Below are 13,748 nucleotides of genomic sequence, written 5' to 3'. Positions count from 1 at the left end.
GCTGGGGGCATGGGGTGAGGTGTCGGCGTGACCCTATGCCCTTACCCCTACGCCCCGAGCCCTCTGCCCTTACTCCCTACCCCTATGCTACGTAACTACCTCAAAATCGCTCTTCGCAATCTGGCGAAACATAAGGCTAATACCGCCATCAATCTGGCGGGTTTAGCGATTGGTATGGCCTGCTGCCTGCTGATCGTTCTGTATGTGACGGATGAATTAAGTTACGACCGACACTGGGCCAACGGTGACCGCATTTACCGCATGGCGCTGGAACGTATCTATCCGGGCCGTAGCACAAGATATGCGATTATTCCGCCCTCCTATGCGCAATCGGTGAAGAAGGAGATTCCGGAAATTGAGCAAACAACGCGTGTGTTTACGTTCGGCAATAACCAGCAACCTACCCTCATCAAACTGGATGGCCGGACGCTGGAAGAAAAAGGGTTTCTGGCAGTCGATTCCACGTTTTTTCAGGTCTTTCAAATCCCATTGCTGCGTGGCCAGACTACTAAAGCATTGAGCCGCCCGAATACAGTTGTGTTGACCGAAAGCACAGCGAAACGATTGTTTGGTGCTACAAATCCTATTGGAAAGCAATTTGAAGTAGTGCAGGGGCCAAAACTCGAAGTGACCGGCATTTGTCCAGACCCTACGCATAATGCGCATTTCTCGTTTAACTTCCTGTCATCTACCCGTGGTTTTCCCGTGGCTGAGCAGCCCAATCACATCAGTTTTGCGGCACACACATACCTGCTCCTTCGCCCCAATACGCGCCCGGAAACTGTTCAGGCAAAACTACCCGCTGTGGTCGAAAAGTATGCGGCCGGAGAAATCGAGCGAAACTTCGGTGTTTCGTACCGCGACTATGTCAAAGCCGGAAACGGGTATTTTTATTTCCTGCAACCCCTCTCGAACATCCATCTCGATTCGCATCTGGAAGCCGAGTATCAACCGAATGGCAGCCGGGCGCTGGTGTCGATTTTCTCGATCATTGCGGCTTTCGTACTGCTGATTGCCTGCATCAATTTTATGAATCTGGCCACCGCCCGGTCGTCGGAGCGGGCGCGGGAGGTTGGGATTCGGAAGTCGCTGGGTTCCACCAAGCAACAACTGGCCGCCCAATTTCTGACCGAGTCCGTCTTGTTGAGCCTGTTCAGTCTGGTTATCGCCGGGTTATTAGTTTCGGCGCTGCTGGGCCCCTTCAACGCATTAGCCAATAAATCGCTGGCCCTGAGTTCGCTGGTACGCTGGGAAACGCTCCCCTTACTTATTGGTGGAGCCGTTGCTGTAGGCTTATTGGCAGGCAGCTATCCGGCGGGTGTATTATCCACTTTTGAACCGATAAAAGTCCTGAAAGGCAGATTCTCGTCAACCAAACAGGGGCATTTACTGCGCAACGGACTGGTCGTATTTCAGTTTGCCATCTCAGTACTGCTGATCGTTAGTACCATTGTGGTGTTCAGTCAGTTAAATTTTATTCAGCAGAAAGAGCTGGGCTTCACCAAAGAATCCGTGGTTACCGTAAAAGGTGCCTTTTTTCTGAATAAAAATACAGAAGCCTTTAAACAGGAAGTGGCCAAACTATCGGGTGTAACGAATGTGGGCGGAACCAGTAGCGCTCCAGGCGAAGAAGGTTTTTTTGGCATTGTCTTCCGCAAAAAAGGCGATAATGAAACCGTAACAGGCAAAGGTTGCGTGGTCGATGAGCAATATCTCCAGACCATGCAGATGAACATGCTGGCCGGGCGTCCATTCAGCCGACAGTTCGACGATTCGCTCTCGGTTATTCTCAATGAAGAAGCCTCCCGGCAGATGGGTCTGTCCGATCCTATCGGCAAACAGATTACCAGCCCCGACAATTTTACCCAGCAAAATGGTCCGCCGGTTACCTACACAATAGTGGGCATCGTCCACAATTTTCACTTTGGATCGCTACACCAACGTATCAGCCCACTATTTATCCTGAACAATCGTATTTTCCGCCAGACCGACAATCAGGTAGCCGTACGGGTCCGGGCCGATAATCCGAACGCGGTTGTGGGCCAGATCGAACAGATCTGGAAGCACTACCTACCCGACCAACCGTTTCATTACTCCTTTCTGTCGTCTGACTGGAGTGATTTGTACAAGTCGGAGCAGGTGGCTCAACGCATTTTCGGTGTATTTGCCCTGCTTGCCATTTTCATCGCCTGTATGGGATTACTGGGTCTGGCTATGTACGTGATCCGGCTGCGAACCAAAGAAATTGGCATTCGGAAAGTGCTGGGGGCAACCACCCCTGGCCTGGTGGCCCTGCTCTCGAAAGATTTCCTGAAACTGGTCCTGATTGCCATTGTCATTGCTACGCCTATTGCCTGGTACATGATGAACCGCTGGCTTCAGGATTTCGCCTATAAAATCGACATCGAATGGTGGATGTTTGCGGTGGCTGGGCTACTGGCCGTCGGAATTGCCATACTTACCGTAAGTTTTCAGTCGATCAAAGCAGCGTTGACCAATCCGGTTACGTCTTTACGAAGTGAATAACTAGCAGGGAGCATGGGGCTAGGAGCAAGGTGCATAGAGTGATTCAACCCTTGCACCTTTCTCCACGCTCCCAGCTCCCTGCTCCACGCTCCTAGCTCCTGTCCTATGCTTCAAAACTATTTCAAAATCGCCTGGCGGAATCTGGTCCGCAACAAAGCCTTTTCGGCTATCAATATCCTGGGGCTTGCCATCGGCATTGCGGCCTGTGTGCTCATTCTGCAATACGTCACGTTTGAGCTGAGCTACGATGATTTTCATACCAAAGGCAACCGAATCTACCGAGTTCTTCAGGATCGGTACGACAAAGGCAAGCTTAGTACGCAATGGGCGGGTGGCGCTCAGGCAGCCGGCAATTCGTTTAAGGCAGCCTTCGGCGAAGTTGAGGATTATGTAAAAGTCCTGAAACGCGGGGCACTCATTGCCGACTATGGCGAAAAAAGCCTGAAAGTAGAGCATGTCTTTATTGCCAGTGAATCGTTCTTCAAGATTTTCTCCTATCCGCTCGTCGCTGGCGATGTCAACACCATTCTGGCCGAGCCGAACACGATTGCCTTGTCGGAATCGGTAGCGCATCGGCTGTTCGGGAATGAGAATCCGATGGGGAAAACCATCCGAATCAATCAAAATCGGGCGGTTAAAGTAACGGGTGTGTATCAGGATATGCCCGCTAATACACATCTCCATGCCGACCTGCTGATTCCACATGTCACTTTCATCAAGGAAGTGGGCAAGGACAATAACCCCGATCAAGCCTGGATGTGGGACGGTGCCCTATCTTATCTGCTACTTCGGCCCGATCGCAACGGCGAACCGGCTAACCCTAAGGCCCTCGAAGCCAAATTTGTACCTTATATCCAGAAAACCATTGGCGCTGAACTGAAGAAATACGACGCCGATGCGGTGTACAAACTCCAGCCCCTGCGCGACATTCATCTGTACTCACACTTTATGGAGGAAGCCGAGCCCAATGGTGATGGCAACACGGTCTATCTGCTGCTAGGCATTGCGTTTTTCATTGTTGTGATTGCCTGGGTCAACTACATCAATCTAGCTACCGCACGCGCCATCAATCGGGCGAAGGAAGTGGGGGTTCGAAAAGCCGTAGGTTCGTTGAGGGGGCAGCTTATGCGTCAGTTTATGACCGAGTCGGTGGTGCTGAACGGATTGGCGGTTGCACTAGCGCTGCTCATTGTCGTTATAGCCATACCCATCTTCAATCAGTTATCCGGTCAGCAGATGTCCTTTTCGTTGTTAGGAAGCTCCACATTCTGGTTGCCTCTGATCGGGTTATTTGTGGTAGGAGCGTTTCTATCCGGGCTGTACCCTGCCTTTGTTTTGTCAGGCTATAAGCCCGTGTCGGTGCTGAAAGGGAAAGTTAGTACCTCATCGCAGGGTATTTTATTGCGCAAGTCACTGGTTGTATTCCAGTTTGCCGCATCGCTGTTTTTGCTGGTTGGTACGCTGGCCGTTTTCCATCAGATTCAATTTATGCGGGCACAAAGCCTTGGCCTCAACATCGATCAGACGCTGGTCATTAATCCACCCATTGTCAAAACCGATTCGACATTCATGCGGCAGATGCTGGCTTTTAAGGATGAATTGCTTCGACGGCCCGGCATCCAGTCCATTGCCGCTTCAACAGTGGTGCCGGGTCAGGCTTCGGACTGGAATGCGGGCGGTATCCGGCTAAAGGGAACCGACGAAAGCAAAAGCCAGCAGTATCGAATTATTGGCGTCGATTACGATTTCCTGAAAACTTTCGATCTGAAACTAGTGGCCGGGCGCAACTTTTCCAAAGAGTTCGGCAGCGACCCCAAAGCACTCATCTTCAACAAAAAGGCCGTGCAGCAACTGGGTTTCAACCGGCCCGAGGATGCCATTGGCAAGCAGATCGAGTTCTGGGGCGAAACGTTTACACTGGTTGGGGTTACGGATAATTTTCATCAGCAGTCGTTGCGCGATGCGTATGAACCACTCATCCTCCGTCTGATTCCCGACGTGCGGGGTTATTTCTCGATCAAGCTGGCATCCAGCGAACTCAACAGTACCATCTCAACCATTCGGACGGAGTGGAATCATTTTTTCCCCGGCAATCCGTTCGAGTATTCGTTTCTGGACGAGCGGTTTAACGAGCAGTACCGAGCCGACCAGCGATTTGGGCAGGTCTTTGGTCTATTTACTGGGTTAGCGATTCTGGTCGCCTGTCTGGGCCTGTTCGGATTGGCGTCCTTTACAACCGCGCAGCGCACCAAAGAAATCGGCATTCGGAAAGTGCTGGGCGCATCGGTAACCGAGATTGTGCAGATGCTGTATCGTGAGTTTGCTATATTGATTCTGATTGCCTTTATCGTGGCCACTCCATTAGCCTGGTACGCTGTCAGTCAATGGCTTAAGGGGTATGCGTTCCGGGCAGCGATCCAATGGTGGCTGTTTGCCCTACCGTTTGCCTTAGTACTGATAATTGCGTTACTTACCGTAAGTTTCCAGAGCGTCAAAGCCGCTTTAGTTAATCCCGTAAAATCACTTCGTTCTGAATAGCGGGGAGCGTGGTGCCTGGAGCAGGGAGTTATTTAGCCTTGCACCACGCTCCCCGCCCCTAGCTCCAAACTCCATGCTCACAAACTACCTCAAAATCGCCTGGCGGGGTCTGCTGAAAAACCGCCTGTTCACCTCTCTGAATTTGCTTGGGCTGGCTACGGGACTAGCCGTAGCGTTGCTGCTGATCCTGTATGTGAAAGACGAACTCCAGTTCGATAAGTACCATACCAAAGTCGATCGCATTTACCGGGTTGGGTTAACGGCCACCTTCGATGGCAAAAGCATGAACTGGGCCAATGCCCCCAATGCTGTTGGGCCAGCCCTCAAAACCGATATTCCTGCGGTAGAGCAACAGGTCCGGTTTCTCCGTCATAATTTCGGACAAACGGCTTTTGTCAAATCCGGCGATAAGAAATTTGCCGAGAACAATTTTTACTGGGCCGATGGTAGTCTGTTCGATATCTTCGACGTCGCGCTGGCAAAAGGAAATCCCAAAACTGCGCTGGATAGCCCACACAAGGTTGTACTGAGTCAAGCGACAGCCGAACGGTATTTTGGCAACGATAACCCGGTCGGCAAAACCCTGTACGTCGACAACCGAGATACGCTGGAAGTAACGGGCGTATACGAGAACTTTCCGGGCACCTCGACGCTGGATGCCGATATGATTGGCTCATTCAGCAGTGTTCGATGGGCGCGGAATCCAAGCTGGAGCAATGCCAGTTTTGAAACCTATGTTCTCCTCAGCCCGCAGGCGCAGGAAGCCCAAGTCGAAAGTCAGATGGCAGGGCTTGTGGATAAAAACGTTCCCAAAGCCGAGCAATGGTTCAAAATCTGGCTTCAGCCCTTTACAGACATTCACCTGCACTCAGCCGATATCACCAATGCCAACACGACCCGTATCGGCGACCTTCGTCAGGTAAAAATTCTGCTGATACTAGCTGTCGTTATTCTGCTGATTGCTTCGATCAATTACATGAATCTGGCGACGGCTAAAGCGCAGATTCGTTTCCGTGAAGTCGGCGTTATCAAAACAGTTGGCGCATCGGTTCAGCACCTGATTACCCGCTTTTATCTGGAAACCGGCCTGATGGTTACGCTGGCGCTCATGCTGGCGATTGGGCTGGTTACCCTAGGTCTACCGCTTTTCAATCAGATGACGGGCAAGCAAGTACCGTTTGTGGCACTGCTGACTCCAGAAGTAATCATCGGTCTATTGCTGATCGGATTACTCATCACGCTCATTGCCGGTTCGTACCCGGCTTTTTACCTATCGTCGTTTTCGCCAAAATACCTGCTCAGTACCTCTTTCCGAAATCAGTCGGGAGCGGGGTTATTCCGGCGCTCGCTGGTCGTGATTCAGTTTGCGGCATCGGTGATTCTGATGGTCTGTACCTTTATTTTTTATCAGCAGTTGCAGTTTATCCAGACGCAGAAACTGGGGTACGAACCAACACAGGTAGTCGCAATTATGACCTCGGCTGCGAAGGATAAAACGCAGATCGACGCGCTGATGAACGACTACCGAAGCCTCAGTAATGTAGAGGAAGTCTGTCGGGCGCAAACGTTTCCGGGGCGCGGTGGCAGCGGCCGTACGATCAGCCGGCCAGGCAGTTCGGGTAGTTCCAACGAAGGCATGGCTATTCAGACCAACCGGGTTGGAAACGAATTTATCAATGTACTGGGTCTGAAGCTCCTGGCCGGACGTACCTTACCCGCCACAAAAGACGAGAAAGACACGACGGTACAAGTTGTTCTGAACAAAACCGCTGTCGATTATTTAGGTCTGACTCCCCAAAAAGCTATTGGTCAGAAAGCACATAATCTGTTTGACCTAGACCGGGCCGAAATCATAGGTGTAGTTGACGATTTCCACTTCCAATCGCTGCATATGCCGATTGGTGCGTATGCCTTTCATAATGCCGATACCGAATCGCGACCTTATCTGCTGGTCAAAACCCGTACAGCCCAGTTGAGCCAGACCATGCGCCAACTGGAAGCTATTTTCCAGAAAGACATGCCCGATTCGGCCTTTGAGTATACCTTCCTGGATGAGTTTCTGAACACACTCTATCGGTCGGAGCAGCGCACGGCTCAGGTGGTACTGGTATTCTCGGCCCTGGCTATCCTGATTGCCTGTCTAGGACTCTTCGGGCTGGCAGCCTTCACCGCCGAACAACGCACCAAGGAAATTGGGGTTCGGAAAGTGCTGGGAGCATCCGTTTCCAGCATTGTTGCCCTGCTGTCAAAAGACTTTCTCAAGCCTGTACTGATCGCCATTTTGATTGCCAGCCCGATAGCCTGGTGGGCGATGAGTCAATGGCTGGAAGATTTTGCGTATCGCGTCAACATCGAGTGGTGGGTCTTCGTACTGGCGGGTCTTCTGGCCGTTGGCATAGCGTTACTAACGATCAGTTTCCAAAGCATCAAAGCCGCACTGACGAACCCAGTGAAGTCACTTCGTTCTGAATAGCAGCGGGCAAAGGGGTAAGGGCAAAGGGTCATTGCGACATCTTACCCCTTACCCCTTACCCCTTACCCCAGGCCCTATGCTCCTCTTCCCTGTCCACCCCCGTACAAATCCTGTCCGATAGCGGACACCGCCACCAATATAATCCCCTAAAATCCAACCAGTTAACTAGATGGCATAATCTTCGCTGTGTTGTAGTATAACCTTTCCTATTGACTACAACCGAACGATGAAAGCACAACTAATCTTTCTTAGCCTGTTCCTAAAAGGATTATGTATGCTGTTGATTATTGCTCTTTGCTTCCTGATTAAACCACCTCAGCCAGCCGATACACAGAAAGCTCAATCCTGTTTGACCCCTAAAAAAGGGGCCCTGGCTTTAGATACCATCAGGCAGGCTGACCTGATGAAGATTTAAAAGCCATTATCGTTGGCCTATCTGAAAAATCCCCTGTTTAGTCCCATGCGTAACTTAACTTTTACTATCAGCCTTTTTTTGTATGCTCTGGTTTGCCAGGCACAACTGACGACAGCCCCCATTGGAGGCAACAAAAAAGCATCCGTCTCCGAGCAAATTGGCCTTACAACCGTTACGATTCATTACGATCGGCCGGGTGTAAAAGGCCGGGAAGGGAAAATCTGGGGGACACCCATTGCGCATTATGGTTTTCAGGACCTCGGCTACGGACCGGGCAAACCGGCTCCCTGGCGGGCAGGAGCCAACGAAACCACGACAATCACATTTTCGGATGATGTGAAAGTAGAAGGAAAACCCCTCGCAGCCGGAACTTATGGACTGTTCATGAACCTGGGTGAGCAGGAAACGACCGTTATTTTCTCCAAAATTGTCGTCTCCTGGGGAAGTTTCTACTATGATCCGGCCCTGGATGTTCTTAAGGTGACCGTAAAAAATCAACCGCTGGATCGATCCGTCGAATTGCTTACGTATTCGTTCTTGAACCAGACCGATAGTTCGGCAGCCGTGGCGCTTTCGTGGGAAAAGCGTATGATTCCGTTTACGGTCAGCGTTGATCTGGTTTGGCAGCAAATGGCTTCGTTTCGAAAAGAATTACTTTCCAAACCGGGCTTTACCTGGCAATCGCTGGTGCAGGCGGCTACTTACTGCCTGGAAACCAGCCACGACCTGAATCAGGGGCTTATCTGGGCCGATCAGTCGATTAATGCCCGCTACATTGGCCAGAAAAACTTTCAGACGCTAAGTACAAAAGCTGCTGTTCTGACAGCCATGAATAAACCTGACGAAGCCTCTGCGCTCATGAAAGAAGCTATGCCGTTGGGTACGCTAAACGAATTGCATCAATATGGCCGTAGCCTGTTGAACCAGAAACGGAATCAGGAAGCGTATGCTGTCTTTAAAACCAACTACGACAAAAACCCGAATCAGTTTACTACAAACCTCGGCATGAGCCGGGCGTTGGTGGCATTAGGGAAGCCCAAAGATGCCCTGCCGTATTTGCAGGCAGCCCTCCCACAGGCACCCAATGCATTGAATAAAACGAACGTGGAGTCCATGATCAAAGCTATTACCGAAGGCAAGCCGATTATAAACTGATTTCTTTATGCTAACCAACTATATCAAAATCGCCTGGCGGACCTTGCAGAAGCAACGGGGCTTTTCGGCCATCAACATTTTTGGATTGGCCGTCGGTCTGGCTTGTTGTCTGCTCATAACACTCTATGTGCTGGATGAACTCAGTTACGACCGCTATAACGAGAAAGCCGATCGGATTTACCGAATACATTCCGACATAAAATTCGGTGGAAACGATATGCGGTTTGCTGTTTCGCCCGATCCAGTAGGCCCTACGCTCAAAAAAGATTATCCGCAGGTTGAACAGTACGTACGGCTGCATCAGCGAGGCACCTGGCTGGTAAAACGGGCGGGCGAAACTACCAATCTGCGCGAAGACAACGTTACATTCGCCGACTCTACGCTGTTCGACGTTTTTACGTTACCACTCATCGCCGGCGATCCAAAACGCGCACTGGCAGAGCCCAATACAATTGTCATCAGCGAATCAGCGGCAAAACGACATTTTGGTAATCAGAACCCAATCGGGCAAACGCTGCTTCTTGACAACCGACTGACGTTCAAAGTAACGGGCGTTATGCGCGACATGCCCAAAAACGCTCATTTCCATGCCGACCTTTTTCCGACTATGCTCAACGACGATTACCCATGGGGACAATGGCTGAGCAATAATCATTATACCTACATTGTGCTCAAGCCGGGCACCGATCCAGCCACTTTTGCCAAGAATTTTGAGACCGTTATCGAAAAATACGTAGGGCCTCAGGCACAGCAGATGATTGGTACCTCAATGGCTGAGTTCCGTAAGGCCGGAAATAGCATCCGATACTGGATGATGCCGCTAACCGACATTCATCTGTACTCAAAACAACAGATTGAACTGGCTCCTAATGGCGACATCCAGTATGTGTATATTTTCTCGGCGGTAGCGTTGTTTATCCTGCTGATTGCCTGCATCAATTTCATGAATCTGGCCACGGCCCGCTCGGCCAATCGGGCGCGGGAAGTGGGTGTCCGGAAAGTGATGGGTTCGGAACGGCAGCAACTGATTGGCCAGTTCATGACCGAATCGGTGCTGACATCGACGCTGGCAATGGTTCTGGCTATAGCCTTTGTGGCGTTGGCGTTACCCGGTTTTAATACCATTGCTGCTAAAGAACTAACCCTCGATCAACTTACCTCGTCCTACCTGTTACCCGCACTTGTGCTATTACCGTTCATTGTAGGTGCATTTGCCGGAAGTTATCCCGCTTTTTTCCTATCGTCGTTCCAGCCAATAAAAGTCCTGAAAGGAGGATTATCAGCCCTGAAAATGGGCTCAGGTATTGGCGGTGGTAGCCTGCGAAGTGGGCTAGTGGTGTTTCAGTTCATGATGTCGGTTATTCTGATTGTGGGTACCATTATCGTTTACCGACAGATTACCTACATCCAGACAAAAAATGTCGGCTTCAATCGCGAACAGGTCCTGACGGTCAACGATGCCTATGCCATTGGCAAGCAGGCTGAAACCTTCCGGCAGGAAGTATTGCGACTACCCGGCGTTCTGAATGGCAGTATATCGGGCTATTTACCTACCCCATCGAGTCGGAACGACAATGCGTTTTTTGCCGAAGGGCAAACCGATTTAAACAAAGGAGCCAACATGCAAACCTGGGGTGTCGATCACGACTATGTAAAAACGATGGGGATGCAGCTCGTCAGGGGCCGTGATTTTTCACGTGATTTCGGTTCCGATTCATCAGGAATTATTTTGAACGAAGCAGCCGTGCGTGTTTTTGGCTTTAAAGATCCGATTGGCAAACACGTCTGGCGATTCAATGATAATGAAGGAAAAACCCGGAAGTCGTACACGGTTATCGGCGTTATGAAAAACTTCCATTTCGAATCACTTCGACGGAATATCGGGGCATTATCGCTTGTTCTGGATTCAAACTCGGGAGCGGTATCGTTCCGGCTAAGTGGCAGTAATGTACCTGTGCTGGTCAAACAAATTGAAGCGAAATGGAAGCAGTTGGCACCAGGGCAACCGTTCAGCTACCAATTTATGAACCAAAGCTTCGACGAGATGTACCGGGCCGAACAGCGTGTTGGCACCATCGCCCTAACATTCGCGGCATTGGCCGTACTGATCGCTTGCCTGGGTTTGTTTGGACTGGCGGCTTTCATGGCCGAACAACGGACCAAAGAAATTGGGGTACGGAAAGTACTGGGGGCCAGTGTTACCAGCATTGTCGGTCTTCTCTCCAAAGACTTTCTGAAACTCGTGCTGATTGCGATTGTCATTGCCAGTCCAGTTGCCTGGTGGGCAATGAACCAGTGGCTGGCCGATTTTGCCTATAAAATTGACATCGAGTGGTGGATGTTTGCGCTAGCCGGGCTACTAGCCGTCGGTATTGCGTTGCTCACCGTCAGCTTTCAGAGTATCAAAGCCGCCTTGATGAATCCGGTCAAATCACTTCGTTCTGAATAGCGTGGAGCAAGGAGTGATTTAGCTATTGCCCCATGCTCCTTGTTCCACGCTGTCTACCGCCGAACGGGAAGATAAACCCGAAAAATACTTCCCTTTCCGGGCTGGCTGCTGGCCGTGATGGTTCCTCCATGGCGTTCAACGATTTTATGGCAGATGGCCAACCCAATGCCTGAGCCGGTGAACTCGCTACGTCCATGCAGTCGCTGGAATACCTGGAAAATCCGGTCCAGGTATTTTTCGTCGAAGCCGATGCCATTATCGGCAATGGAAATTTCGGCAAATTGGACATCTGACGACTTCTTTTTCATAGTCTTTGACGACGCCATTAGTCCGGCAGGCAAATCGGCATCATCGACCAAACGACCACTTATGTTCACAATGGGCATGGTGTCGTAGTAGCAGAACTTGATGGCGTTTGACAGCAGATTCTGGAATAACTGACGCATCTGCACCTGATCGGCCATGACCAAAGGTAGCCCACTCAGACGAATCTCCGCCTTTCGCTGATAAATCATTTCCCAAAGCTCATGCTCCTGCAATTCCTGAATCAAACTACCTATGTTTACCAGCCTAAACGAATCCTGTCGCGTTTCTACCTGCGAGTAGGCCAGTAAGTCATGAATCAGCAGACGCATGCGAATGGCGGATACATTAATTCGCCGAACAATATCCGAGGCTTCTCCATTGAACTGATCTGCATATTGAGTAGCCAGCATATCGGAAAAGGAAATTATTTTGCGTAGCGGCTCCTGCAAATCATGCGAAGCCACAAACGCAAACGACTGAAGATTTTCGTTGGACCGTTTCAGTTCGATATTTGCCTGTTCAAGTTGCTCCCAATATTGATGCGCAGGGGTAATGTCCTGCGCAGCCAGTACGACTCCGTCGCCAAAACGAACTACCGAAAAATCATACCAGCGATCAGCCCAGGGCACTTCCATCCGAATCGGTACGCCCGTTTCGATCACCTGCTTGCATTGGTCAAACAAAGGGGTATCGGCCGAACCAGAAATGTAGCGGGATACGCGTCGGTACTGAATCTTTTCAATTGGATTTTGAAGAATGTCGGCAGCCATCTGATTCAGCTTCATCATGCGTAAGTCGATGATTTCACCGGCTTCATCCCGAATGCTCTGGTTAAGCACAATGGCTGCGGGGGTCATATTCATCACCTGTTCGAGCAGGGCTACGTTCTGCTGCTGTTCCAGCTCGGCTTCTTTGTAAGCTGTCACATCGGTGTAGGTATACAGAATGCACCCATCCACACAGCTAAACGTCCCATCGAACCAGCCCTTCATGCCATACTGCTCATAAAAAAAGGTAATCCGTTTAATTTGCCGAGTCTCAACGGCTTCTATATAGTGCCGAAATAGATCGGAATTCTGCCAGCCCGGAAATAAGTCACCTACCAGGGCACCCGTCATCTCAGCCACCGATCGACCGGTGATGCGGGCATTGTATTCGTTGGTCAGTATGTATTGAAAGTCGATAATTTCGGCCCGTTCATTCCGAATGGGCTTAGCCAGCAACATACCAGCCTGGGTATTGTCTACTACCTGCTGATAAATCATGTCGCGATGCAACATACTCCGCTGAGACTGCTCCATCGCTATTGTAGCTGCGGGTGCGTTACTCAGAACAGACTCGGTAATAAGTTGCTGACGGCTAATGCTATTGTTATAACTCACCAGGACTCCATCCTCAAGCTTCGTCAACTGCATCTCATACGACGAGCCATTGCCCAACCAGCGACAATCCATCTGCAACTGAACAGGTCGTTCAAACTCCACGACAAGGCTAAACTGCCGGATCAAATACGAGCCATCGACACCAGTTATTAACCGGCTAAGTAATTGATCAACGAGTTCGGCTTGCGGCTGTCCCCATAACGCCAGCGCAGGGGCATTCAGCATAACGAGCCGAAAGTCTGTAATTTGACCATCAGAACCGCGAATGGTCCGATACAATTCCATGCTGGCAGTCGACGAATTCAAGCCAATATCAGGGAACACACTGGTTGGTGCAAACAAGGATTCCATACGGGTACATAACAAGTTGACGGTAGTATCACAGAGTAACGTATTCGATCGGGGCTATCAGAAAAATTCAGGAACTGGCCTGACAAACGAACCATTACTCACCAAAAGAAAGCGGTGTATAAATCTAATCTTTTTCAGCGTATAAATTGTCAC

General features: G+C 50.4%; 7 protein-coding genes. 6 read left to right on the top strand and 1 reads right to left on the bottom strand.

Annotated features, from left to right (window positions below; genetic code table 11):
- The first annotated feature begins 84 nt into the window (after nucleotides 1–84).
- The 6 genes from ACYVFD_RS06845 (at nucleotide 85) to ACYVFD_RS06820 (ending at nucleotide 11,556) form a co-directional block, all read left to right on the top strand.
- A complete protein-coding gene (locus ACYVFD_RS06845; protein WP_461089040.1) occupies nucleotides 85–2,526 on the top strand; it encodes an ABC transporter permease in 2,442 nt (813 codons plus the stop codon).
- A 105-nt stretch (nucleotides 2,527–2,631) separates the two neighbouring features.
- On the top strand, nucleotides 2,632–5,064 hold the full coding sequence (locus ACYVFD_RS06840) for an ABC transporter permease (RefSeq protein WP_461089039.1): 2,433 nt from the start codon (nucleotides 2,632–2,634) through the stop codon (nucleotides 5,062–5,064).
- 73 nt (nucleotides 5,065–5,137) lie between these two features.
- Complete coding sequence (locus ACYVFD_RS06835; protein WP_461089038.1) at nucleotides 5,138–7,537, top strand: ABC transporter permease; 2,400 nt, start codon at nucleotides 5,138–5,140, stop codon at nucleotides 7,535–7,537.
- A 226-nt stretch (nucleotides 7,538–7,763) separates the two neighbouring features.
- Nucleotides 7,764–7,952: a hypothetical protein gene (locus ACYVFD_RS06830; RefSeq protein ID WP_461089037.1), complete on the top strand. Its 189-nt coding sequence runs from the start codon at nucleotides 7,764–7,766 to the stop codon at nucleotides 7,950–7,952.
- A 45-nt stretch (nucleotides 7,953–7,997) separates the two neighbouring features.
- The gene (locus ACYVFD_RS06825) at nucleotides 7,998–9,107 is read left to right on the top strand and encodes a DUF2911 domain-containing protein (protein WP_461089036.1); all 1,110 of its coding nucleotides are present in this window, start codon (nucleotides 7,998–8,000) and stop codon (nucleotides 9,105–9,107) included.
- Between the two features lie 7 nt (nucleotides 9,108–9,114).
- The gene (locus tag ACYVFD_RS06820) at nucleotides 9,115–11,556 is read left to right on the top strand and encodes an ABC transporter permease (RefSeq protein ID WP_461089035.1); all 2,442 of its coding nucleotides are present in this window, start codon (nucleotides 9,115–9,117) and stop codon (nucleotides 11,554–11,556) included.
- A 53-nt stretch (nucleotides 11,557–11,609) separates the two neighbouring features.
- Here the strand turns inward: ACYVFD_RS06820 and ACYVFD_RS06815 are convergent, their stop codons facing one another.
- The gene (locus tag ACYVFD_RS06815; protein WP_461089034.1) at nucleotides 11,610–13,595 is read right to left on the bottom strand and encodes a sensor histidine kinase; all 1,986 of its coding nucleotides are present in this window, start codon (nucleotides 13,593–13,595) and stop codon (nucleotides 11,610–11,612) included.
- Between the last annotated feature and the right edge of the window lie 153 nt (nucleotides 13,596–13,748).

The organism is Spirosoma gilvum (assembly GCF_054776815.1).
The sequence above is the reverse complement of the archived record's forward strand: the minus strand, read 5'-3'. Positions and strand labels throughout refer to the sequence as shown.

Bases quoted from the DNA above. Each gene is read 5' to 3' on its own strand.
- ACYVFD_RS06845 (WP_461089040.1), top strand. From the start codon at position 85: ATGCTACGTAACTACCTCAAAATCGCTCTTCGCAATCTGGCGAAACAT.
- ACYVFD_RS06840 (WP_461089039.1), top strand. From the start codon at position 2,632: ATGCTTCAAAACTATTTCAAAATCGCCTGGCGGAATCTGGTCCGCAAC.
- ACYVFD_RS06835 (WP_461089038.1), top strand. From the start codon at position 5,138: ATGCTCACAAACTACCTCAAAATCGCCTGGCGGGGTCTGCTGAAAAAC.
- ACYVFD_RS06830 (WP_461089037.1), top strand. From the start codon at position 7,764: ATGAAAGCACAACTAATCTTTCTTAGCCTGTTCCTAAAAGGATTATGT.
- ACYVFD_RS06825 (WP_461089036.1), top strand. From the start codon at position 7,998: ATGCGTAACTTAACTTTTACTATCAGCCTTTTTTTGTATGCTCTGGTT.
- ACYVFD_RS06820 (WP_461089035.1), top strand. From the start codon at position 9,115: ATGCTAACCAACTATATCAAAATCGCCTGGCGGACCTTGCAGAAGCAA.
- ACYVFD_RS06815 (WP_461089034.1), bottom strand. From the start codon at position 13,595: ATGGAATCCTTGTTTGCACCAACCAGTGTGTTCCCTGATATTGGCTTG.